This is a genomic window from Synechococcus sp. SynAce01 (assembly GCF_001885215.1).
Classification (GTDB): domain Bacteria; phylum Cyanobacteriota; class Cyanobacteriia; order PCC-6307; family Cyanobiaceae; genus Regnicoccus; species Regnicoccus frigidus.
The window spans coordinates 1100924-1122621 of sequence record NZ_CP018091.1 but is presented as its reverse complement, the minus strand read 5'-3'; the positions used below and the strand labels follow the sequence as shown (position 1 = coordinate 1122621).

21 protein-coding genes and 1 pseudogene are annotated in these 21698 nt (G+C 65.1%); 16 read left to right on the top strand and 6 right to left on the bottom strand.

The window, feature by feature from the left end; genetic code table 11:
• Positions 1-35: 35 nt before the first annotated feature.
• Both pyrE and BM449_RS15570 read left to right on the top strand, forming a co-directional pair.
• Positions 36-629, top strand: a complete 594-nt coding sequence (gene pyrE, locus BM449_RS05975) for an orotate phosphoribosyltransferase (protein WP_071800478.1) — start codon at positions 36-38, stop codon at positions 627-629.
• A 129-nt stretch (positions 630-758) separates the two neighbouring features.
• Positions 759-1400 (top strand): annotated as a pseudogene (locus tag BM449_RS15570) (folate-binding protein); the annotation flags it as partial.
• 179 nt (positions 1401-1579) lie between these two features.
• Here the strand turns inward: BM449_RS15570 and BM449_RS05965 are convergent.
• Positions 1580-3178, bottom strand: coding sequence for a TM0106 family RecB-like putative nuclease (locus BM449_RS05965; protein WP_083544424.1), 1599 nt, complete (start codon positions 3176-3178; stop codon positions 1580-1582).
• A 102-nt stretch (positions 3179-3280) separates the two neighbouring features.
• Here BM449_RS05965 and BM449_RS05960 point away from each other — a divergent pair, with 102 nt between their 5' ends.
• Genes BM449_RS05960 through BM449_RS05950 form a run of 3 tightly spaced genes read left to right on the top strand, consistent with a single transcriptional unit; the run spans position 3281 to position 6481 of the window.
• A complete protein-coding gene (locus BM449_RS05960) occupies positions 3281-4774 on the top strand; it encodes a phosphoglucosamine mutase (protein ID WP_071802022.1) in 1494 nt (497 codons plus the stop codon).
• Positions 4775-4778: 4 nt separating this feature from the next.
• Positions 4779-5402 carry an RdgB/HAM1 family non-canonical purine NTP pyrophosphatase gene (rdgB, locus tag BM449_RS05955; RefSeq protein WP_071800477.1) on the top strand — a complete coding sequence of 208 codons (624 nt, stop codon included), beginning with the start codon at positions 4779-4781 and terminating at the stop codon, positions 5400-5402.
• Complete coding sequence (locus BM449_RS05950; protein WP_083544423.1) at positions 5402-6481, top strand: HAD family hydrolase; 1080 nt, start codon at positions 5402-5404, stop codon at positions 6479-6481. The genes rdgB and BM449_RS05950 overlap by 1 nt, the downstream gene beginning before the upstream one ends.
• Here BM449_RS05950 and BM449_RS05945 read toward each other — a convergent pair whose 3' ends face one another.
• Positions 6482-7426 (bottom strand): helix-turn-helix domain-containing protein, encoded by a 945-nt coding sequence (locus BM449_RS05945; RefSeq protein ID WP_233831157.1) that lies wholly within the window; start codon positions 7424-7426, stop codon positions 6482-6484.
• 86 nt (positions 7427-7512) lie between these two features.
• Between BM449_RS05945 and BM449_RS05940 the strand changes: the two genes are divergently transcribed.
• The 5 genes from BM449_RS05940 to BM449_RS05920 all read left to right on the top strand — a co-directional run bounded on the left by BM449_RS05940 (position 7513) and on the right by BM449_RS05920 (position 11802).
• Entirely contained in the window at positions 7513-9015 is a 1503-nt protein-coding gene (locus BM449_RS05940; RefSeq protein WP_071802020.1) for an arylsulfatase, read from the top strand.
• A gap of 112 nt (positions 9016-9127) precedes the next feature.
• The gene (locus BM449_RS05935) at positions 9128-10063 is read left to right on the top strand and encodes a formylglycine-generating enzyme family protein (RefSeq protein ID WP_083544422.1); all 936 of its coding nucleotides are present in this window, start codon (positions 9128-9130) and stop codon (positions 10061-10063) included.
• Positions 10064-10066: 3 nt separating this feature from the next.
• Positions 10067-10495, top strand: a complete 429-nt coding sequence (locus BM449_RS05930) for a DUF1622 domain-containing protein (RefSeq protein WP_071800474.1) — start codon at positions 10067-10069, stop codon at positions 10493-10495.
• Positions 10495-10881, top strand: coding sequence for a DUF202 domain-containing protein (locus tag BM449_RS05925; RefSeq protein WP_071800473.1), 387 nt, complete (start codon positions 10495-10497; stop codon positions 10879-10881). The genes BM449_RS05930 and BM449_RS05925 overlap by 1 nt, the downstream gene beginning before the upstream one ends.
• 57 nt (positions 10882-10938) lie before the next feature.
• Positions 10939-11802, top strand: a complete 864-nt coding sequence (locus tag BM449_RS05920; RefSeq protein WP_071800472.1) for a bile acid:sodium symporter — start codon at positions 10939-10941, stop codon at positions 11800-11802.
• Between the two features lie 23 nt (positions 11803-11825).
• On the opposite strand, the gene BM449_RS05915 is transcribed toward BM449_RS05920, so the two are convergent.
• Positions 11826-12866, bottom strand: a complete 1041-nt coding sequence (locus BM449_RS05915) for a hypothetical protein (protein WP_071800471.1) — start codon at positions 12864-12866, stop codon at positions 11826-11828.
• A 585-nt stretch (positions 12867-13451) separates the two neighbouring features.
• Between BM449_RS05915 and BM449_RS05910 the strand changes: the two genes are divergently transcribed.
• Together BM449_RS05910 and BM449_RS05905 are read left to right on the top strand one after the other, a co-directional pair.
• The gene (locus tag BM449_RS05910) at positions 13452-14612 is read left to right on the top strand and encodes an acyltransferase family protein (RefSeq protein ID WP_071800470.1); all 1161 of its coding nucleotides are present in this window, start codon (positions 13452-13454) and stop codon (positions 14610-14612) included.
• A 9-nt stretch (positions 14613-14621) separates the two neighbouring features.
• Entirely contained in the window at positions 14622-15353 is a 732-nt protein-coding gene (locus BM449_RS05905) for a TIGR04283 family arsenosugar biosynthesis glycosyltransferase (protein WP_071800469.1), read from the top strand.
• Here BM449_RS05905 and BM449_RS05900 read toward each other — a convergent pair.
• Both BM449_RS05900 and BM449_RS05895 read right to left on the bottom strand, forming a co-directional pair.
• A complete protein-coding gene (locus BM449_RS05900) occupies positions 15335-16060 on the bottom strand; it encodes a DUF547 domain-containing protein (protein WP_233831154.1) in 726 nt (241 codons plus the stop codon). The two genes, BM449_RS05905 and BM449_RS05900, sit on opposite strands and share 19 nt — an antisense overlap.
• A 76-nt stretch (positions 16061-16136) precedes the next feature.
• Positions 16137-16322, bottom strand: a complete 186-nt coding sequence (locus BM449_RS05895; protein ID WP_071800467.1) for a hypothetical protein — start codon at positions 16320-16322, stop codon at positions 16137-16139.
• On the opposite strand from BM449_RS05895, the gene BM449_RS05890 reads away from it, so the two are divergent.
• The 4 genes from BM449_RS05890 (at position 16321) to BM449_RS05875 (ending at position 21217) form a co-directional block, all read left to right on the top strand.
• The gene (locus tag BM449_RS05890) at positions 16321-17895 is read left to right on the top strand and encodes a mechanosensitive ion channel (protein WP_071800466.1); all 1575 of its coding nucleotides are present in this window, start codon (positions 16321-16323) and stop codon (positions 17893-17895) included. The two genes, BM449_RS05895 and BM449_RS05890, sit on opposite strands and share 2 nt — an antisense overlap.
• Positions 17896-18027: 132 nt before the next feature.
• Positions 18028-19752, top strand: a complete 1725-nt coding sequence (locus BM449_RS05885; protein WP_083544626.1) for a SulP family inorganic anion transporter — start codon at positions 18028-18030, stop codon at positions 19750-19752.
• A 56-nt stretch (positions 19753-19808) separates the two neighbouring features.
• Complete coding sequence (locus BM449_RS05880) at positions 19809-21023, top strand: DUF389 domain-containing protein (protein WP_083544421.1); 1215 nt, start codon at positions 19809-19811, stop codon at positions 21021-21023.
• A 29-nt stretch (positions 21024-21052) separates the two neighbouring features.
• Entirely contained in the window at positions 21053-21217 is a 165-nt protein-coding gene (locus BM449_RS05875) for a Nif11-like leader peptide family natural product precursor (protein ID WP_071800465.1), read from the top strand.
• Between the two features lie 12 nt (positions 21218-21229).
• Here the strand turns inward: BM449_RS05875 and BM449_RS05870 are convergent, their stop codons facing one another.
• Positions 21230-21697 (bottom strand): DUF1499 domain-containing protein, encoded by a 468-nt coding sequence (locus BM449_RS05870; RefSeq protein ID WP_083544420.1) that lies wholly within the window; start codon positions 21695-21697, stop codon positions 21230-21232.
• Between the last annotated feature and the right edge of the window lies 1 nt (position 21698).

Here is a 21698-nt window from a genome sequence, read left to right as displayed (position 1 = left end):
GACGCTGGGGTCACGACGAGCCCTTGCCGCCCTCCATGTCTTCGTCCCCAGCAACCGCCCTCTCCGGCGCCACGCCCCGCGCCACGGTTCTCAGCCTGCTGGCGGAGCGCGCCTACCGCCATGGTCGCTTCACCCTCGCCTCTGGGCGCAGCAGCGACCACTACATCAACTGCAAGCCGGTGAGCCTCAGCGGTCCGGGTCTGGCGGCCCTGGCGCTGCTGATGCTGGAGCAGGTGGAGACGGAGGCGAGTGCCGTGGCCGGCCTGACCCTGGGGGCCGATCCGCTGGTGTCGGGGGTGGCGATGGCCGCCGCCCTGGCGGGACGGTCGCTCGATGCCCTGATCGTGCGCAAGCAGGCCAAGGGCCATGGCACCGGCGCCTGGCTGGAGGGTCCCCTGCCGGCGCTCGGCAGCCGGATCACCGTGCTTGAAGACGTGGTCACCACGGGCGGGTCTTCGCTCAAGGCGGTGGATCAGCTGCGCCAGGCGGGCTATGTGGTGGAGCGGGTGGTCACGATCGTGGATCGTCAGGAGGGGGGGCTCGCGGCGATGACGGCGGCCGGGCTGGAGCTGCGCGCTCTGTATCTGTTGGAGGAGATCGCCAGCACGGCCAGGGATTTGCAAGGCTGAGGTCAACGTCCCGTTTGCTTTGCCTTGAGCAGCCCTGTCCTGAGCAGCCCAGCCCTGGGCGATTCCCGCCGCGATGATCCCTGGCAGTGGCAGCCGCCGCTGCCCTGCCGCTGGGAGCAAGCGGCGGCAGTGATCCGGCTGGATGGCGCCGGGGTGCTGCGCTTCCTGCATGGCCAGACCAGCCAGGACCTGGAGCGTGCCCGCCCCGGCCAGTGCCTGGCCACCTGCTGCATCACCTCCACCGCCCGCTTGCGGGGGCTCGCCGAGGTGCTCGTCGACGCCAGTGGGGCCTGGCTGGTGATCACCGCCGGCTACAGCGGCGCGATTCACCAGGCGCTCGATCGGGTGCTGTTCCCCGCCGATCAGGTGGTGCTGGGCGCCCTGCAGCCGGCCCGGCTGATCACGGCCCTGGGAGCCGAGGGCGATCCGGGTCTGCCCGGCAGCGAGCCGGCAGCCGGCAGCTGGGAGCGTCTGGGTCCGGAACCCGGCGCTGGCTGGCGGCTGGCTGGGCCGGAGCGGTTGCTGCTGCTCGCCGATCAGGCGGAGCCGGCCTCGCTGGCGCCCTGGTTGGCGGCCCGCAGCGAGCTCTCAGCAGCGGAGCTGGAGCGTTGGCGGCTGCAGCAGGGCCGGCCCCAGGCGCCGGCCGAGATCAATGACGATCTCAATCCCTTCGAGCTCGGGCTGGCGGAGCGGGTCAGTCTCAACAAGGGCTGCTACGTGGGCCAGGAAACCCTGGCCAAGCTCGCCACCTACGACGGCGTCAAACAACAGCTCAGACGCTGGTTCTGGTGCCCCGACCAGGCTGCGGCCGCTGCAGGGGCTGGCCTTGAGACCGGAACCCAGCTTCACGACGCCAACGGCCAACGGGCCGGGCGGATCACCTCCTGCCAGCGGCTGCCGGCCCGTGCGGATCAGCCCGCGTGCTGGATCGGCTTGGCCCTGGTCCGCCGTCAGGCGCTAGGCGCGGAGCGGCTGCTGGTGGGCGAGCCATCAGGCGAGCCATCACCAGAAAAATCGCTGGAGATCTCGCTTCCAGCCGGGTTCAGCGCCCCACCGGTGGGTGCCGGAAGTGCCGCCACCGCTGGATCCTGAGTCAGCAGCCAGGTGGCCACCGCCCAGGTGGCCCGGCAGTCGTCGCGGTTGTAGCGCAGGATCCTCAGCAGGTTGTGACGGCTGCCGCGACCGGCGTCGCTGCCATCGCCGCGCCACTGGCGCCACCAGAGCAGGCAGCGGGCCCCGTCCACGCCCTTCTGGCCCCAGCGGAAGCCCAGCCAGCTCGCCACCGCCTTGAGGCCGTAGCTGCTCACCGGCATCAGCCAATGACGGCGCACGCGTTTGTGCAGGTCGATCATGCGGCCGCGCAGCGCCTGCACCTCCCGCTCCGCTTCCCCCTGCCGCTGGGCCAGCCGGCAGAGCGACACCGATTCGGTTTCGCCGTAATGGAGCAGGGGCCAGCCCGGATGGCGATCGAGCAACAGGCGCAGCCGCTGCCAGAGCCGGGCTTCGCCGTGTTCATGCAGCCCCAGCACCGGCAGGTACTGGCTGCCCTCGGTTGTGGTCGGCCAGGAGCCATCGGCCTGGCGCTTGATCCTCAGGAACCCGTGCAGGAAGTCGTCGCGGGCATCGGGGTCAGATTCGATGTCGTAGAGCAGCAGCCCCGGCGCCCGCTCCAGGTCGGCCAGGGCGGGGCTGGCCTCCAGGCGCACCGGCGTGCCTTGCTGCTGCACCCGGGCCTGGGCCACCAGCTGGGCGGCGATCTCCCGGTGCTGTTCGCCGTGCACCTCCAAGGCATCGGCCAGCTGCTCGGGCTCGGCGCCCGCCAGGTCGGAGAGCCGCTGCAGGCCCAGCTCGATCAGCAGCTCCCGGCGCTTGCCGCCGATGCCGCTCACTTCGCTGAGGTGGCCTTCGGCGGCCGCCTCCCGGTCGCAGGCTCCGCGCCAGGAGCAGAGCACGCACTTGCGGCGGTCGTTCACCAGGGGCGGTGGCTGCGCAGAGGCCAGCTCGGCGGCCAGCCTGGGCAGGGCGTCGTCGAGCTGGCGGTTCAGGGCAGCGGTGAGCGGCAGCTGTTCGCGCTCCTGGTGGCGACCATGGCCGGCTACCACCAGGCCATGGCTCACAGGAGCCCCTTGGAAGCCGGCCAGCAGCCGGCCCCAGAGGGTCAGCATCAAGCGGTGCTCCCGGGTGAGCCGTCGCCCCTGGCGGGCCAGGGCTGGCTGGTAGGCATGGGAGCCCCAGCGGCTGCTGCCGGCGGTGCGCACCAGCAGGGGGGGATGGCCCTCCAGCCGCAGCCCCCCCGGCACCTGTTCCACCAGCCGCAGGCCCACCACCGCGGCGTCGCCGGCTGCGCAAGCGGCCTCGCCCTGACCGGGAATCTTGCCGAGCAGGCCCACGAAACAGCGTTGCTGGTCGTCGAGCTGCAGGGTGCGATGGGCGCTCCAGAGCCGTTGGCTGGGGTCGCCGTGGCGGTCAAGCCAGGCCCGCCGACGGCAACGCAGCCAGCTGCGCAGCAATCGGTCGGTGACAACCTGCTCTTCAACGGCACAAGGCATCGGCCCAGGCTAGGGCGGCCAGTGGTCTGCCACCAGGCCGGCACCTTGTTGTCCCGCAGGCCAGGAGCTGCTGCTACGAGCTATGTATTGCCCGCCAGTTTGATGGTTTCCCCACCCCTGCCCCTGGAGCCAGGACCGATCCAGTTCGGCACCGATGGCTGGCGCGGCATCCTCGGCGTCGACATCACCATCGAGCGCCTGCTGCCGGTGGCGGCGGCTGCCGCCAGGGAGCTGGAGCATTCCGCGCCCGAAGGCCTCACGAGTCGGGAGGTGGTGATCGGCTATGACCGCCGCTTCCTGGCCCCGGAGCTGGCCGAAGCCATCGGCAGTGCCGTGCGCGGGGCCGGCCTTGAGCCCCTGCTCACCGACACGCCCGTGCCCACCCCCGCCTGCAGCTGGGCGGTGGTCGAGCGGGGCGCCCTCGGGGCCCTGGTGATCACCGCCAGCCACAACCCGCCCGAATGGCTGGGCCTGAAGATCAAGGGTCACTTCGGCGGTTCGGTGGAAGGCGATTTCACCGCCCGGGTCGAGCGCCGCTTGGAGGCCGGTGGCCTCACCGTGCCGGTGCCCGGCGTCACCCCCCGCTTCGATGGCTGGACGAACTACCTCAGCGGCCTGCGCCGCCAGGTCGACACCAGCCGCCTGCTGGAGGGCCTCACGCAGCTGGGGCTGCAGGTGATCGTCGATCCGATGCATGGCTCCGCTGCCGGCGGCTTGCCCGCCCTGCTCGCCGGCGGTGCGGATGGATCTGGCGGAGCCGGTGAGGCGATCCGTGAGATTCGCTCCCAGCGCGACCCACTCTTCGGCGGCCATCCCCCCGAGCCGCTAGCCGCCTATCTCGGCGAGCTGATCGAAGCGGTGCGCGCCTCCACCGCGGCGGGGCGCCCGGCAGTGGGCATCGTCTTCGATGGCGACGGCGACCGCATCGCCGCCATTGATGAACAGGGCCGCTACTGCAGCACCCAGCTGCTCATGCCCCTGCTGATCGACCACCTCGCCCGGGCCCGCGGCCTGCCGGGGATGGTGATCAAAACGGTGAGCGGCTCCGACCTGATGGAGCTGGTGGCCAGGGGGCTGGGCCGCGAGGTGGTGGAGAAGCCGGTGGGCTTCAAATACATCGCCGCTGAGATGCTCAAGGGTGAGGTGCTGATCGGCGGCGAGGAATCGGGGGGCGTGGGCGTGGGCGTGCACCTGCCCGAGCGCGATGCCCTGCTGGTGGCCCTGCTCTTGGTGGAGGCCCTGGTGGAGGGCGGCCTGCCTCTGGGCGAGCGGCTCGACCGGCTGCGGGCGGCCCATGGCGGCGGCAGCGCCTACGACCGGCTCGACCTCCGCCTCAAGGACATGGCCAGCCGCGAACGGCTGGAGCGCCAGCTCGCTGAGGCGCCGCCGCAGGTTGTGGCTGGAGTGCCCGTGCTGGAGGCGAGCAACACCGACGGCCTCAAGCTGCGGCTGGGCCCGAGCCACTGGCTGATGCTGCGCTTCTCGGGCACCGAACCGCTGCTGCGGCTGTATTGCGAGGCCCCAAGCCAGGAGCGGGTGGCCGCGGTGCTGGCCTGGGCGCAGCAGTTCGCCGAGGCGGTAGGAGCGGGGTCGTAGCGCGATGACTGAACGGATCCAACCCACGCCCATGCCGCTGGTGATCGCCAGCGGCAACCCCGGCAAGCTGCGCGAGTTCACGGCCCTGCTGGGCGCGGCGGGCTCGGGCCTGAACCTCGACGTGCGCCCCCAGCCCCCGGGCCTGGAGGTGGAGGAAACCGGCGACAGCTTCGCCGCCAACGCCCGCCTCAAGGCCGAAGCGGTGGCGCGGCTCACCGGCCAGTGGGCCCTCGCCGACGACTCCGGCCTGAGCGTCGATGCCCTCGGCGGCGCCCCTGGCCTCCACTCCGCCCGTTACGCCAGCACCGACGCCGAGCGGATCGCCCGGCTGCTGCGGGAGCTGGCCGGCTGCAGCGACAGGCGGGCCCGTTTCACCGCCGTGCTGGCGGTGGCCGACCCCAGTGGCCGCACGCTGCTGGAGGTGGAGGGAATCTGTGAGGGACTGATCCTGGAGCAACCCCGCGGCGCCGGTGGTTTCGGCTACGACCCACTGTTCCTGGTTCCGGACGTGGGCCTGACCTTCGCCGAGATGCAGCCGGATCAGAAGCGGCGGCTGGGCCATCGCGGCCGGGCCTTTGAGGCGCTGCTCCCCAGAATGGCGATGTTGTTCCCTCTCAGCCCACCCTGATGGCCCACGGATCGCTCCCCCTGTTGGCTGCCGCCCTGCTGGCTTCGTCAGTGCTGGGCCAGGGTTTGCCCGTGCGTGCCGCCACGGGAGCCGCCCTGGAGTCGGCGCCGCTGGCAGGGGCGGTGATCGAGCAGCCGCTGCTGCCCTCCTGGCGCGAGGGGCCCGCCCGGCAACGTTTGCTCAGCTTCATTCGCACCGTCACCACGGAGGGGGGCGAGGGGTACGTGCCTCCGGCCGAGCGAATCGCCGTGTTCGACAACGACGGCACGCTCTGGTCGGAGCAGCCGATGTACGCCCAGCTGGCCTTTGCCATCGACCGTGCCCGCCGCCTGCTGCAGGAGCGGCCGGAACTCGCCGCCAATCCCGTGGTTGCCGCTGCCGCCGCCGGCAACGGCGAGGCGGCGCTGGCGATGGGGACGAAGGGGCTGATGGAGCTCGTGGGGATCACCCACGCGGGCATGACCCCCCAGGCCTTCGAAGCCCTGGCCCGCGAGTGGTTCAACACCGCCTGCCATCCCGGCCTTCAGCGGCCCTACACCTCCCTCACCTACGTGCCGATGCTGGAGTTGCTCGAGCTGCTCCGCGTCAACGGCTTCCGCACCTACATCGTTTCCGGCGGTGGTGGAGCGTTCCTGCGGGCGATCAGCCAGGAGCTCTACGGCATTCCACCGGAGCAGGTGATCGGCTCCAGCGTCCGCACCACCTACGTCGTCCGTGATGGCAAGCCGATGATTCTGCGGCAGCCCGAACTGGAGGTGCTCAATGATGAGGCGATCAAGCCCTTGTCGATCGAGCGGCTGATCGGCCGGCCGCCGATTGCGGCCTTCGGCAACTCCGATGGCGATCGGCAGATGCTGGAGTGGACGACCTCCCTGCCCGGCAGCCGCCTGGGGATGCTCATCCGCCATGACGACGCCGAGCGGGAGGTGGCCTACGACCGCCGCTCCCCGGTCGGCAAGCTCGACCTGGCGCTCGATCAGGCCCAGGAGCGCGGCTGGACCGTGGTGAGCATGCGCAACGACTGGGCGCGGGTGTTCCCGGATCCGGATAGCACGGCGACCGCCCAGCCCTGCCCTTAGCTAGCCGCGGCCGTTCAGGGTCTGGCTGGGGAGAACGCCAAACAACCGCTGGTAATCCCGGGCGAAGTGCCCCGGGTTGAGAAATCCCCAGCGGGCGGCGAGCCCTGCCACCGTTACCGATTCAGGCTGGGCCCGGAGCAGTTCGCGGCGGATGCCATGCAGGCGCTTCAACTTGATGTAGGCCATCGGGCCCATGCCGAGGTGTTCCCGGAAGCCCTGGAGCAGGCTGCGGCGGCCGACGTGAGCCTGGCGGCAGAGCGTCTCCAGGCTGATTGGTTCGCCGGGATGGTCCTCCACCCATTGCTGCACCTGTTTGACCAGATCGATCCGAGCCGGAGGCGGGCAGAGGTCGGCCCTGCAGCCGGAGCCATGCACCATCGCTTCGAGCAGCAGCGGCACCAGGTCGCCCTGGATCGCGCCGGCGGGCGCGGTGGGGGCGGACAACAGCGTCAGCAATAACTGGCGCAGGCTTCTATGGCGTTCGGGACCCACCTCCAGCCAGTTGGCGCTCAGGCGGGGCGCCGTGAGGTCGGGGCCGCCGAATTCGTTGCTGCTCTGCTGCAGGACGCTGCGCTCAAGCATCACCACACCCAGATCGAGCAGCTCCGGTGTGGAGAGGTGCACCTCCGAGCGGGCGTCGAGGCCAAAGAGTGTGTCCGGGAGCATCGCCACCCCATGGGCCCGCAGCGGGGCCTGCCGCGGGCCCATGGCCAGATCGAGGGCCACCAACTGGCGATGGGCCGGCTTGGAACCAGCAAAGAGAAGCCGGCGGTTGACCTGAAGTCGCAGCAGCCTCAGCCCCCCCAGCTCCTTCAGGGCCATCCGCCCTTGCAGGCGCCCGCCGGAGAGCTGGCAGAGCTGGAGATCCAGCCCGGTCGCCTGGAGCAGGTCCGCCAGTTCTTCAACGCTGCTGAAGGTCTGGCAATCCCGCATTGCCGCTTGCACTTTTTGAGTGGAACAAGCCTGCCACGGCCAACAAAATGGTTCGGCGTGGCATCGCCCGCCCTTTCCTGCGCCTCTTTGTGCCACCCATGCCCAACGGTCAACCCAACGTTCTGATTCTCTGGGGCGATGACATCGGCCAGAGCAACCTCAGCTGCTACAGCGATGGCCTGATGGGGTACCAGACCCCAAACATCGATCGGGTGGCCAAGGAAGGCGCCAAGTTCATCCACTACTACGCCGAGCAGAGCTGCACCGCCGGTCGGGCTGCTTTTATCTCCGGCCAGAGCGTGATCCGCACCGGCCTCAGCAAGGTGGGTCTGCCCGGCGCCGAGGCCGGCTACCAGGCGGAGGATCCCACCATCGCCGAACTGCTTCAGCCCCTGGGTTACCGCACCGGCCAGTTCGGCAAGAACCACTTCGGCGACCGCGACGAGCATCTGCCGACGATGCACGGCTTCGATGAGTTCTTCGGCAACCTGTATCACCTCAATGCCGAGGAGGAACCGGAGCTGCGGGACTATCCCCCCGAAGCCGATTATCCGAACTTTAAAAAGAATTTCGGTCCCCGGGGTGTGTTGCATTGCTGGGCCAACGGCGACGGCACCCAGCGCATCGAAAATACCGGCCCGCTCACCAAGAAGCGAATGGAGACGGCCGACGAGGAGTTCATGAAGGAGGCCAAGCGCTTCATCAAGGAGGCGGTGGCCTCTGGCGAACCGTTCTTCGTGTGGTTCAACACCACCCACATGCACTTCCGCACCCATGCCCGTCCCCAGGACGTTGGCCAGTCAGGGCGTTGGCAATCGGAATACCACGACGTGATGATCTATCACGACAACTGCATCGGTGAGATGCTGGATCTGGTGGATGAGCTGGGCATCACCGACGACACGATCGTGATGTACAGCACCGACAACGGGCCGCACATGAACAGCTGGCCCGATGCCGGCATGACCCCCTTCCGCAACGAGAAGAACTCCAACTGGGAAGGGGCCTACCGGGTACCCGCGATGGTGCGCTGGCCGGGGCACATCGAGCCCGGCAGCCTGCTCACCGGCATCGTCAGCCATCTCGACTGGCTGCCCACGCTGTTGGCCGCCGCCGGGGAACCGGACATCAAGCAGAAGTGCCTGGAGGGTCACACGGTGGGCAGCAAGACCTTCAAGGTGCATCTCGATGGCTACAACATGCTCGACTACTGGACCGGCAAGACCGACACCAGCCCCCGGGTGGATTACTTCTACTTCTCTGATGATGGCGATCTCACCGCCCTGCGTTATGACAACTGGAAGTTCGTGTTCATGGAGCAGCGCTGCACCGGAACGCTGCAGATCTGGGCTGAACCGTTCACCGTTCTGCGCATCCCCAAGATCTTTAACCTGCTCACCGATCCCTACGAGCGGGCCGACATCACCTCCAACACCTACTGGGATTGGATGCTGGACCACGTCTTCCTGTTGATTCCTGCCCAGGCGCGGGTGGCCAAGGCACTGGAAAGCCTCAAGGAGTTTCCGCCTCGCCAGAAGGCGGCCAGCTTCACGGTGGGGGATGCCATCGAGAAGATGACCTCCACCCTCGGTAGTTCCTGAGTCCAGCCCCGCCTGATCACCCTTTCACCCCGTCCTTTTGGCCCCGACCGCCGCTCCTACCCCCGCCTCCCTGCCGGGGGCCAGCCGCCCAGGCCGCCCCCCGGCCAGGGGGATGGTGTGGATTCCGGGCGGCAGCTTCTCAATGGGATCTGACGATCACTACCCCGAGGAAGCCCCGGCCCACCGGGTGAGCGTGGAAGGGTTCTGGATCGACTGCTCGCCGGTCACCAACGCCCAGTTCCAGAAGTTCGTGAAGGCCACGGGCCACCGCACCCTGGCCGAGCGGCCCGCTGATCCCGCTGACTATCCCGGCGCCGACGCAGCCCTGCTGGCCCCTGCCTCCATCGTGTTCGTCCCCCCGCCGGGGTCTGTGAGCCAGGGCGATCCCTACCGCTGGTGGGTCTATCGCCCCGGAGCTCATTGGCGCCATCCTGAAGGCCCCGGCAGCTCGATCAAGGGTCGCGAGCACCATCCCGTGGTGCATGTGGCCTTCGAAGATGCCCAGGCCTACGCCGCCTGGAGTGGGAAGCAGCTCCCCAGCGAGGCGGAGTGGGAGCGGGCTGCCCGTGGGGGGCTGGAGCGGGCCGAGTTCGCTTGGGGCACGGAGCTCCACCCCGGCGGCCGCATGCTGGCCAACACCTGGCAGGGTGAATTCCCCCACCAGAACACCCGCCAGGACGGCTACGAGCGCACCTCTCCGGTGGGGGTGTTCCCCGCCAACGGCTATGGCCTGCTCGACTGCATCGGCAATGTCTGGGAATGGACCGACGACTGGTACCAAGACCACGCCGCCGACCCCGAGCGGCAACGCCACCGGAATGAGGCCAAGCCGGGCTGCTGCACGATCCCCAATCCCCGCGGTGGCAGCCGTGAGGCCAGCATCGATTCCACCTCCCAGCACCTGGGCCTGCCCCGCAAGGTGGTGAAGGGTGGCTCCTTTCTCTGCGCCCCCAGCTACTGCCGCCGCTACCGGCCGGCGGCGCGCATGGCCCAGGGGATCGACACCTCCACCTGCCACATGGGCTTCCGCTGCATCGTGCGGAGCTGACCGATGGAAGCAGGCCTGTTCGCCGAGTGGATCGACGGCTTGGCCGGTGGCCTGCGCCTGCTGCTTGAAGGCCTGTCGGTGGTGTGCGTGGCGATCGGCCTGGTCGTCACCGTCAGCCAGGCCCTGCGCTTGCGCCAGCGAGGCTATCGCCAGCCGCGGCCCTTCAATGCCATCCGCCTGACCTTCGGCAGCTGGTTGTCGATGGCGCTGGAGTTTCAGCTGGCCGCCGACATCGTGGCCACGACCACCTCACCCTCGAATCAGAACCTGATCCAGTTAGGGGTGGTGGCGGTGATTCGCACCTTCCTCAATGTTTTTCTGGCCCGGGAGGTGGAAACCGAGCAGAAGTTGGAGGATGGGCAGAAACGCAGACAGGCCCACTCCGCAGCCGGCGACATTCCTTCCGACAGCCTTCGTGAACACTCAGATTGATGGGCAACCTCAACAACGAACTGGCCAAAGAGCGCAGCCGGGCGGCGGCCGAGCGCACGATGATGGCCTGGATCCGCACCAGCCTCTCGCTGATCAGCTTCGGCTTCGGTCTCGACAAGATCGTCGGCGCCATCAACGCCAGTCGCTTTGAGGGCAGTTCCCAGGCTGGCCTGAGTGTGAGGCTGGTGGCGATTGGATTCGTGCTGATCGGCATCGTTTCGATGTCGGCGGCAACCCGCCAGCACCTGCGCACCTTGAGGCAGCTGAAGCGTGATGATTTTGTCTACATCGATCAGACCTCCATCACGATTTTCACAGCCATTGCGCTCACCCTGATCGGCATTGTGGCGTTGTCGCTGCTGATCATGGGAGCGTCTGGATCCTGAGGCTCGCATCAGGGTCCATGGCTGCGCTGCTCTGCTCTTGAACTTCCGCTGACTCCAATGCCGCCCATCGTTGCTCTGTTGGTCAGTGTCGCCATCTTCACGGTGATGTTTGCCCTTGGCCTTGGGCTCAAACCCTCCTCCTTTGCTGTCCTGCGCCAGCACCCCGGGGTGATGGCACGGATTTTGGTGGGCACCTGCCTGTTGGTGCCCCTGGCAGGTCTCCTGCTTCTGGAGCTGCCTCTGACGGCCGATCTCTCCTCCCCGGCCAGGTTTGCCATCGCCTTGATGGTGATCTGCCCCAGTGCCCCATTGGCGCTGAGACGCGTGAGCTCCCCGGGCAGTTCACCCGAGCTGGCGGCCTGCATCCAGGTTTCGGCGGCGATCCTGGCGATCGTTTCGGTCCCGTTGATGGTGGAGCTGTTCACCCGGGTCAATCCGGTGGATGGCTGGGACATCACACCGGCTGAGGTGGCGCTGCAGGTCACGAGGGTGCAGTTGTTTCCGCTGGCGGCCGGCCTGTTGCTGAAGGCCTGGAAGCCTGCCTGGGGTGAGCGCTGGAGTGGCGTGATCAATCAAGTGGCCACGGCCTTGTTGTTGCTTGTGGTCGTGCTGCTGCTGGTGATCACCAGCAGCAGCCTGTTCCCCTTTCTGGCCGGGAATCTGGCGGCCCTGGTGGCGATGGCCTTGATGGTGGCGATCAGCCTGGCCATCGGCTACGGCCTGGCCGAGAGGGATGCTGACAAGCAACGAACCGTGGCGCTGGTGACCTGCACCAGGAATCTGGGCCTGGCTGCCCAGCTGGCGGTGGTCTACGGATCCGCCATCAAAGGACTGATCCCTGCTGTTCTCACTTACACCTTGGTCAGCATTCTGCTCTCCACGTTGTTTCTGAAGCTGCTGCCGGCTCGAACAACGGCCTGACTCCACACCGCTCTCGCCCGGCTTCAGCGTGGGAATAGAAAGGTGATCTGGGCACGGGCAGACCAGGTCCCCTCGCCCTCGGGTTTGGCCGCATTCCAGTAGGCCTGCAGGGTGGCGTTCACCTGTTGGGTACCAATCGGGAACACCCGACCGAATCCGCCGCCGATGGGCACGGTCCATTGTCCCTGCTGATCGGAGTTTTGCCAGTTGGCGGTGATCACCGGCGACGACACCAGGTACCAACCTCCATCAAGGTTGACATTCAAGAAGGGCTGTATAAGCAAGCTGTTGACCTCGTCACGACGGCTGGAGCCGGCAAAGGACCACTGGTTGTTGGCGACGGCTCCGAAGACCAGGTTGTCGGTCGTGACGACCACGACCGCCCCGGGCCCCCCACTCCATTTCCCTGACCCCAACTGCTCGTTGCTGGCTGTGGGCAGTGTCAGCACGGGACCGACCCCCCAGGTGAGGCCATTTTTGCTTTCGGGAACGAAGAAGAATTGGGGGTTGATGTCTCCGATACCGGTGATGGCTTGCCGGCCCGTGTCAGAGGTGGGAGCATTCACGAATGGAATGATCGTGCGCGTAATCAGGCTCCAACCACTGCTGCCCAGCTTCGCTGGAATGACCGGCTTGAAGGAGACAATGTTCAGTGATCGGGCCTCTGAAAGGCCTACTCCCGAGATGGTATTGAATTCGATGGGCAGGCTGATGAGATTGGCAATCGGATTCTGAGATTGTTTGGCGAGATCCTCCGTGCCCCCTGGGCTTGCGGGCATTTCATCGGAAGCTTTTGCAGGCTCGGCTTGAGCGTGCTGGGGCAATCGAATGGCTTGTTGCGTTTCGCCAAGAGTCAGTTCACAGGATGTCAGATCGATGGCTGCCTCGACTGAGGATCGTTGATGGGCCTGCCCACTACGAACTGCAAGGTTTTCGAAGCACTGATCCATCAGCTGTTCCGCCTGCGTCGCAGATCCCCAAGCGGCCACGATGGCTCCCACGAAAGCCCCGGCCAGCGAGCCATAATCCAAACGCATGATCAACAATCTCTCGATCTGAATCAACCAGACCCTAGTAGTGCTATTTCGTCTTTAGGTTCGGAAATGGACATTTTCAGGATTGCACTCAATCGCCAGTCATGGCAACTAGTGGATGACCTGTGCTGCATCAAAATGCTAGCCAAAGCAAGAAGCTGGCAACCTGTGATAGATAGAAACATCCATAAAAATCTGCACTATGAGTATTTCGATCTCCTCGATGATCTTCTCTGTTGTAGACCACGAGGGTCATCGGCACGCCCCATGGCAGTAAGCTGAAAAAAATCAGTTGGATCGAAATCTGGCTGAAAGAAAGGATTCATGGCAATGAGCACCTAGCATTCATGGCGAATGGGCAAGTCATGCTGTTTGGCTTGCTAGGCTCAGTCAGGCGGGAATGAAAGAGAAGATTGAGCAGGCACTTGCAGTTGTTTGGGAAGCCAGCCGACTCATCAGCTCACGTGTTGGTTCATTGACTTTGAGCGTCTTCGTAACAGAAAGATCGCTGTCGAGATCATCTTTATGGCGATAGTGTTCCCTTGCTCAAGTGATAACTTTTCTTCTTGAATTGTTCTTCCAGGCTTCTAGGGCCATGCCCATGATCACGCACTCATGATCAGCAGCCAGGCAAGCCACACACCTGAGCGATCACAGGCTCTTGACTGGGCCAGGCTGATCGCCGTGTTGTTGTTGATCCCGTTCCATGCAGCGGCCGTATTCTACACCGGAGAACTCGGTGTCTTCTATGTGGTCAACCCCCAAAAGAGTGCAGCCTTGGCTGGCCTGGTTCAGTTCCTGTATCAATGGCACATGCCGTTGTTGTTCTTTCTGGCTGGCTCTGCCTGCTGGCACTCCCTGCAGCTGCGCAGCCCTGCGCGCTACCTGCGGGAACGCCTGCGGCGGTTGCTTGTTCCCCTGCTGGTTGGCATTCTGTTGCTGGTGCCTCCACAGGTTTATCTGCACGAGCTGCAGGACACGGGATCGAACCAGAACTACCTGCAGTTTTATCCCCACTTTTTTGATGGAATTCGGCCAGTCGGTCATTTTGAGTGGGCCCATCTCTGGTTTCTGGCTTATCTGTTGGTGATCTCGCTCCTCTGCCTTCCGGTGCTGTTATGGCTGCAGCATGATCGCAGCCATGGCCGTCTTTCACTCTTGATGTCCTGGCCAGTGTCATGGTCTTCGCTCCTGCTCTTGGCTCTGCCGCTGATGCTGTCAGAAGCCCTGTTGCGTCCGGGTTGGCCGGGCTTCCAGAACGTTTATGACGACTGGGCCAATCTGACGCTTTATCTTCTTTATTTCTTTTACGGCTATTTATTCTGTTGCCAGCCAGGCTTCTTGCTTGTGCTGGACAAGCAGAGATGGACGATCCTCAGCCTTGCTGTTCCCTGCATGGCGAGCGTTGTGTGGTTAGGGCTCAGTCCATCGATGCCGCCGTCTGGCTATTCGATGGCATTCATTCTTGTCCAGGCTTTCCGTGGTTTTAACAGCTGGATCGCCGTGTTGGCTGCGTTGGCGTTGGCGCGCCGCTTCCTGATAGCCCCCCATCCCATCCTTCGCTATGGACGTGGGGCCGCGCTGCCGCTCTACCTGGTTCATCAGCCGCTGCTGGTGGTGGTGGCCTGGTTTGTGGTGCCGCTTGAGCTTGGCATCACAGCCAAGTTTCTGATCATCTGTATTCTTTCCCTGCTGTTGAGTTTTGCTGTGTACGAGGGCATCATCCGGCGACTCGGTCCACTCCGTTGTTGTTTTGGCCTGGCAACCAGCTCCTAGGCAGTGGCGATGGAGCGTCTCTCGATCATCATTCCAACCCTGAATGAGGAGGCTTGGCTTCTCGGCACCCTGCGCACGGTGCAGGCCCTCAACCCGCCAGCCTGGGACGTGGTGGTGGTGGATGGAGGCAGCACGGACACCACCACAACCATCGCCCATGGAGCGGGGATCACAGTTGTACAGACCTCAACGGCCGGCAGGGCCATTCAGATGAACGAAGGTGCCCGCCGTGCCAGCGGCACCCTCCTCTGTTTTCTCCATGCCGACACCCGCATCCCCACCGATCTGGTGAGCGTGGCCAGGGGTGCCTTGGCGGATGATTCAATCGCCTGCGCTGGCTTCGTGTCGTTGATGCGGTCTGATGGCAAGACCCGCTGGTTGATTTCCACTCTGAACCTGCTGAAAACCCATGGGGCGCCGCTTCTGTTTCGCCCCCATCTGTTCCTTAGGGGGTTCCGGCTTCTGTTCGGTGATCAGGTGATGATCACCCGGCGTGACACATTCTGGAGTGTTGGGGGCTTCAATGAATCGCTTCCACTTCTGGAAGATGGGGATCTTTGCTTCAAGTTGCTGAAAAGGGGGAGGATCAAACTGATCCGCCGGGTGGTGTTCAGTTCAGACCGGCGGGTTCGGCAGTGGGGAACCTGTAAAGCCGTTGTGATGTATCTCTCCATTGGTATTCTCTGGGGCCTTGGCATGCCACCAGGCCGGATGAAGCGCTTCTATGAAGACATTCGCTGATTCAGGCTCCAGTCATAGGGGAGAAAGGACAGGTGTGGCTCATTGTTTTGGTGACTCCTTGGCTTGTTTGTGGTCTCTATACTTGGCTCAGTCTTTGTCTCCGTGCTTGGCTGAGAATTTAATTCAGCATTTTGTTTGTTGATGGGCTTGGAGCTTGTTGTCAGATGGGGCAAGATGTAATGCGATAGCGAAGTATGTTCGTCAAGAAAATCGGCTTTGTACCACTGAAAAATCTTGCTGCAAAATAGAATGTTCTGTTCTGGATCATAACGCACCTTGCTTGGATTGTTGACAAAGCGCTTCAGGTCGTCGTCCAGTTGTTGCTCCACCAGCTCGGGCCGGTAGGCCTCGTTGCGCAGCAACGGGCAGCCCAATGACGCGCAGACGATGGCGAAGTGAATGCGTGGATCGCCCTGCTGACGCAACATCCGGTTCTCAATCCAGGCCAGACTGATCCATTGCTTCGCAAGCCTGTGTCGCTTGCGTTGAAAGAAGGCCAGAAAGCCGATCCAGTTCGGCAGGCCCAGCAGCGTCGGGCGGATCGAGGCGATCGGGTAGGCCTTGAGCACGGCCTGGATGGTGAAGGCGTTGTAAAGGTTGATCCAGTGGGCCAGATGCTCCTGGCGTCCATCGGTTTCGGCTGTCTGTGCAGCCAGCCAGTGGCTCAGGGTGTGGGGATGGTGGCTGAGCCAGCCGGCGTAATCCACCCTGCCGGCTTGATCCACATGCAGGCGAAGCAGCTGATCCCAGGTGTCCAGGTCGTTCATCCAGCAGCGGCAAGCTTCACTGGAGGCTGGCAGATTTGCCGGCTGGCCCACCAGTTTTGCTCAGCTCGCGGTTCCCTTCCGATTCCTTCAATTTGTTGACAATGGCTAGTTCCGTGCCGAGCTTGTAACGGATGGCTGTGGCCTTGGCCGTAGCAGCGCCTGTCGCCATCGCCATTTTCTTTTGACCTTGATTGCCATCCATGCATCCACCGTTTCCGCTCAGTGCTGTTGCCACGCCTGCGTCTCCACCCGTCAGTGTTGACCTGACAGCCCTTGGTGCTGAGGCGCTGCCAGTGGTGCTGAATCTGCTGGGGGCGTTGGCGATTTTGCTTCTGGGCTGGCTGGTGGCCGGTGTGGCCGCCAAGATCTGCCGCACCGTGCTGCGGAGGTTGGCTGTCGATGAGCGGCTCTCCCGCACCCTCTCGGGCCGTGGTGAAGGCATCAAGCCCCTGCGCTTGAGTCGCTGGCTCTCCACCGCGGTGTTCTGGATCGTGATCGTGCTGGCCCTGCTGGCGGCGCTTGACACCCTTGATCTGCGCTCGGTGTCGGAGCCGGTGAGCGAGCTGGTGAACCAGATTTTCGCCTACCTGCCGAAGTTGCTCTCGGCCGCGATCCTGGCCACGGTGGCTTTTGTGCTGGCCACGCTGGCGCGCTCGATCGTCCGCTCTTCCACAGCCAACCTGGGACTGGACGAAAAACTCTTCGACAGCAAGGAGGACGACGCACCGGCCGGGATGCTGATCGGCGAGACCGTTGCCAACTTGGTCTTCTGGCTGATCATTCTGTTTTTCGTGCCGCTGGTGCTTGGCGCCCTCAACCTCGGCGCCCAGATCACGCCGGTGGTGGGCCTGTTCGAAGATCTGATCGGTGCCCTGCCGCAGCTGGTCAAAGCGCTGGCGATTGCGGTGATCGGCTGGCTGATCGCCAAGACCATGCGGGGGGTGGTGTCCAATTTGGTGGCCGCCAGCGGCCTCGACAAAGCCGGCGCCGATTTCGGCCTCAACCCTGACAAGGGCAACCAACGGCTCTCCTGGATCGCCGGAACGCTGGTCTATGTGGTGGTGCTGATCCCCACGGCCACCGCTGCCCTCGATGCCCTGGAGATCCCGGCGCTTTCAGGCCCGGCCACCGCCATGCTGGCCCAGGTGCTGGTGAGCCTGCCCCAGATCTTCACGGCTCTGCTGATCGTGGCCGTGGGCATCTTGGTGGGCCGCTTCGTGGCTGGCTTGGTGGATCGCGTGCTGGCCGGCGTCGGCTTCAACCGTCTGTTCCAGTGGATCGGCCTGCCGGAGTACGGCAAGGCTGCCAATGCCGAGGCCAACGACAGCATGCGTTCACCTTCGGAGCTGGTGGGTGTGGTGGCTTTTCTGGCCATCCTGTTGTTCTCCTGCATCGCCGCCTCGAATGTGCTGGCCCTGCCGGCCCTCACCGATGTGTTCAGAGTGATGCTGCTGGTGTTCAGCCAGATCATGGCCGGGCTGGTGGTGTTCGCGATCGGGCTTTACCTGGCCAATCTGGCCAGTCAGGTGGTCGTCGCTTCGTCGGGTCCTCTGGCCCCCATGCTCTCCACCATCACCCGGCTGGCGATCATCGCCTTCGCCGGCGCCATGGCCCTGCAGCAGATCGGCGTGGCGCCGATGATCGTCTCGATTGCTTTCGGTTTGCTTTTTGGCTCGATCGCTGTGGCCGTGGCCGTGGCCTTCGGCCTGGGCGGCAAGGAGGTGGCCTCTGAGCAGTTGCGCGAGTGGATCAGTTCGATCAAAACCCTCAAATGATGATGCTGATGGGCCATCTCCTCTGAATTCTCCGCCCAGCCCAACGGGGGAAAGCGGATCCATGATTTGGTCCATGCGTGAGAGCTTCAACGAGGAAACTTGCGCAAGAACTCAGGTTTCATCACCCACGCCTTGAAGCAGATCCAGGCCCTTCTCCATCGATCTGCCGTTGGCCAAGCCCTGCCGCGGGTGGATCTGGTGGCCGGCCTGACGGCTGCGGCGGTGGTGCTGCCCAAGGCGATGGCCTACGCCACCGTGGCCGGACTGCCCGTGCAGGTGGGCCTCTACACGGCCCTGGTGCCGATGGTGGTGTACGCCCTCTTCGGTAGTTCCCGGCCCCTGAGCGTCAGCACCACGACAACGCTGGCGATCCTGGTGGGCAGCGAGCTGAACCGTCTCTCGCCGCTGGCCGATTCCAGTGCCCTGATGGCGGCCAGCGCCACCCTGGCCCTGCTGGTGGGCGTGATGCTCTGCGGCGCGTCTCTGCTCCGCCTTGGCTTCATCGCCAACTTCATCTCTGAATCGGTGCTGGTGGGGTTCAAATCCGGCATCGGCCTGGTGATCGTGGTGGATCAGCTGCCCAAGTTGCTCGGTCTGCATGTGGAGAAAGCCGGTTTCTTTCGCGACCTTGCCGCCCTGCTCGGTCAGATCCCCCAGGCGTCGATCGCCACGGTGCTGCTCTCGGTCGGGCTGTTCAGCCTGCTCTTTGGCCTGAAGCGCTGGTGCCCGAGGCTGCCCGCACCCTTGCTGCTGGTGGCCGTGGCGATCGCCAGTTGCGCCCTGTTGGGGCTCGATCGCTTCGGCGTCGAGCTGGTGGGAGCGGTGCCACGGGGCCTGCCCAGACTCAGTTGGCCTGAGCTCAACCTGGTCGGTGCTCTCTGGCCAGGGGCGGCGGGCATCGCCATGATGAGTTTCACCGAAAGCATCGCAGCGGCACGGGCGTTCCGCGCCTCTGACGAACCCTCTCCGAACCCCGACCGGGAGCTGCTGGCCCTGGGACTGGCCAACATCGGCGGCGGCTTCTTTTCTGGGATGGCAGCCGGCGGTGGCACCACCCAGACCGCGGTGAACCGCCAGGCCGGCGCCCGCAGCCAGATGGCGGAGCTGGTCACGGCAGCGGCCGCCCTGGCCACCCTGCTGCTGCTGGCCCCCTGGATCGCCCTGATGCCCCTGGCCGCCCTGGCGGTGGTGGTGATCGTTTATTCATTCGAACTGATCGCTCCTGGCGAGTTCCTGGCGATCCGCCGCGTGCGCGCCGCCGAATTTCACTGGGCCGTTGTGGCCTTCCTGGGCGTGGTGTTTCTGGGCACCCTCAAGGGCATCCTGGTGGCCGTGATCCTGTCACTGCTGGCGCTGGTGCAACAGGAGGTGAACCCGCCGGTGTACGCGATCGGACGCAAGCTCGGCACCGATGTATTCCGGCCTCTCTCGCCGCGCCATCCCCACGATGAGAGCTGGCCGGGGCTGTTGCTCCTCCGCGCCGAGGGTCGCCTGTTTTTTGCCAATGCCCACGGCGTTCTCAGCCGCATGCGCGCCGAGGTGAACCAGCACCAGCCCACGGTGGTGGTGCTCGATGGCAGTGCCGTGATCGACATCGAGTACTCCGCCCTCAAAACGCTCACCGAAGCCGAGCAGCGCCTTGAGAAGGAGGGAATCAGCCTCTGGTTGGCGGGCCTCAACCCCACGGTGCTGGATCTGATCCGCCGCTCGGAGCTGGGACAGCGTCTGGGCAACGAGAGGATGCACCGCAACATTGAACGGGCGGTTGAGCATTACCTGGCCGTAGATCCGGGCCCTGTTGCTGTGCGCACCCTCTACCCCCACGATGGGGGACCTCAAGATCACCGTCGTGATTGATCTGTGCGGCTCCGTGCTGCTCTCGATCCCCTGTCTGTTCTGGAGTCGCCCCTGAGATGGTGAACCCGGCGGATTACGGCGACAAAGGCATCGATCCAGCGGCCTATCCCAAGACCAGGAGAGTTCGCGAACTGATCGCCGAATTCGAAGACGACGCCCGGACCACCGAGGTGTTCATCGTGCTCAGCCTCGGCTCCAGCCTGATCGCCAGCCTGGGGTTGCTGGCCAACAGCGCCGCGGTGGTGATCGGCGCGATGATCATCGCCCCCTGGATCACCCCGCTGCGGGCCACGGCCTTCGGCATCCTGCGGGGCCGGGTGAAGCTGGTTCTGCAGGGGCTGTTCACCCTGTTGCTGGGCGGCCTGATCGCCGTCGGGGTTTCGGTGTTGCTGGGCTGGCTCTCGGGGTTGGGTGATTTCGGCAGCGAGGTCCAGGCCCGCACGGCCCCGAACCTGCTGGATCTCGGCATCGCCCTGGTGGCCGGTGGCATCGCTGCCTATGCCCGGTTGCGCAGTGAGGCGGTGTCGTCGCTGGCGGGAACGGCGATCGCCGTGGCCCTGGTGCCGCCGGTCTGCGCCCTGGGCCTGCTGCTCTCCGCTAGCCAGTGGTCGGTGGCGCTCGGCTCCGGGCTGCTGTATCTCACCAACTTGATGGGCATCCTCAGCGGTTGCCTGCTGGTGTTGGCCAAATCAGGGCCTGGCCTGAGAAACCAGATGAGTCGCAGCCGGCTGGGCATCGTCAGCCTCGGCCTCACCGCTCTGTTGGTGGTGCCGCTCACCGGCAGCTTCCTTGATCTGGTTCGCCGCAGCCGCGAGGAGCTGGTCCAGCGCCAGGTGGCCACCACGATCCAGACCCTGCTGACCAGGGAAACGGTGACACTGGGTCAGGAGGCCCAGATCGCTGATTTCTCGATCAACTGGGATGTGAACCCGCCGATCATCCGCGTGGTGGTGCGGGCCAGCCGCCCGGGCGAGCCGACCCCCAAACAGGTGGCGGAGGTGCAACGGCTGATCAACCAACGCGAACGCATCCGCTTCCAGCTGGTGGTGGAGCGCTCACCGGTGGAGGTGGTGGGTCCGGAGACGGCCCCGAATCCGATCCCCGAACCCGCCAGGGTTCCGCTGCTGGAGCCCGACCTGCCACCACCGCCTGTTCTGGCTCCTGAGCCACCCGAACCGGAGCCAAAACCGCTGCTCCAACGCACGCCCCTGCCACCGCCGCCAGCGCGGCCGCCCGGGCCGGGCGAGGCCGGGATTGGCAGCCCCGACTAGGACTGAGGCTGTCCCCCGCCAGCAGCCCCGTGTCCAAGTCCCAACTCACCGCCTTTCTTGTCGAGGTGGAAGCCGATCCGGCCTTGAAGCAGCGGGTGGATGCCGCCGCCGATCCGAGCGCGGTTGTGGCGATCGCCCAGGAGCGCGGCCACCTGTTTTCCGAGGCCACCCTCTCCCGTCATCTGCGCCACTAAAACGGGCGCTTCTTAAGGGAGGAGCGCTTCGCGCAGCAACTCGATCCGCTTTCGGTTCACCCCGAGATCGGAATCACCCAGCCTGGAGGCCGAGCGCACCTGCAGGACGCCGTGGTCGGGGTCGCTGGCCAGCTCGAGATCATCGATGAAGCCGAACAGCCGGCTTTCTGCCGTGGCATGGAGGTAGGTGGCCGCCGGCTCTGCGCCGGTTTCAATCCGGGTGCCTGGCATCGCCGCCACCACCGGCTGCAGCTGGGCGAGGGCAGCGATGGGATCAGCCAGCGGCCAGTCTTCCCGGACGCAGTGATTGGCCGAGGGGCAGGTGGGCAGGGCCCCGTCCTTGAGGCCGAGGGTGTCGGGCACCGATCCGGCCACATGCAACAGCGATGCCGCCGCCGGCATCGGCAGCCAGAACAGGGTGATCAGCAGCAGCGAAGCTAGAAACGGCACGGGCAGAAAAGCAACAGAAGATCGTGCCATT

What these genes read in the sequence shown, in the direction of transcription:
- pyrE (WP_071800478.1), top strand. Translation starts at nt 36, where the DNA reads ATGTCTTCGTCCCCAGCAACCGCCCTCTCCGGCGCCACGCCCCGCGCC.
- BM449_RS05965 (WP_083544424.1), bottom strand. Translation starts at nt 3,178, where the DNA reads ATGCCTTGTGCCGTTGAAGAGCAGGTTGTCACCGACCGATTGCTGCGC.
- BM449_RS05960 (WP_071802022.1), top strand. Translation starts at nt 3,281, where the DNA reads ATGGTTTCCCCACCCCTGCCCCTGGAGCCAGGACCGATCCAGTTCGGC.
- rdgB (WP_071800477.1), top strand. Translation starts at nt 4,779, where the DNA reads ATGACTGAACGGATCCAACCCACGCCCATGCCGCTGGTGATCGCCAGC.
- BM449_RS05950 (WP_083544423.1), top strand. Translation starts at nt 5,402, where the DNA reads ATGGCCCACGGATCGCTCCCCCTGTTGGCTGCCGCCCTGCTGGCTTCG.
- BM449_RS05940 (WP_071802020.1), top strand. Translation starts at nt 7,513, where the DNA reads ATGCCCAACGGTCAACCCAACGTTCTGATTCTCTGGGGCGATGACATC.
- BM449_RS05935 (WP_083544422.1), top strand. Translation starts at nt 9,128, where the DNA reads ATGGTGTGGATTCCGGGCGGCAGCTTCTCAATGGGATCTGACGATCAC.
- BM449_RS05930 (WP_071800474.1), top strand. Translation starts at nt 10,067, where the DNA reads ATGGAAGCAGGCCTGTTCGCCGAGTGGATCGACGGCTTGGCCGGTGGC.
- BM449_RS05925 (WP_071800473.1), top strand. Translation starts at nt 10,495, where the DNA reads ATGGGCAACCTCAACAACGAACTGGCCAAAGAGCGCAGCCGGGCGGCG.
- BM449_RS05920 (WP_071800472.1), top strand. Translation starts at nt 10,939, where the DNA reads ATGCCGCCCATCGTTGCTCTGTTGGTCAGTGTCGCCATCTTCACGGTG.
- BM449_RS05910 (WP_071800470.1), top strand. Translation starts at nt 13,452, where the DNA reads ATGATCAGCAGCCAGGCAAGCCACACACCTGAGCGATCACAGGCTCTT.
- BM449_RS05905 (WP_071800469.1), top strand. Translation starts at nt 14,622, where the DNA reads ATGGAGCGTCTCTCGATCATCATTCCAACCCTGAATGAGGAGGCTTGG.
- BM449_RS05890 (WP_071800466.1), top strand. Translation starts at nt 16,321, where the DNA reads ATGCATCCACCGTTTCCGCTCAGTGCTGTTGCCACGCCTGCGTCTCCA.
- BM449_RS05895 (WP_071800467.1), bottom strand. Translation starts at nt 16,322, where the DNA reads ATGGATGGCAATCAAGGTCAAAAGAAAATGGCGATGGCGACAGGCGCT.
- BM449_RS05880 (WP_083544421.1), top strand. Translation starts at nt 19,809, where the DNA reads ATGGTGAACCCGGCGGATTACGGCGACAAAGGCATCGATCCAGCGGCC.
- BM449_RS05870 (WP_083544420.1), bottom strand. Translation starts at nt 21,697, where the DNA reads ATGGCACGATCTTCTGTTGCTTTTCTGCCCGTGCCGTTTCTAGCTTCG.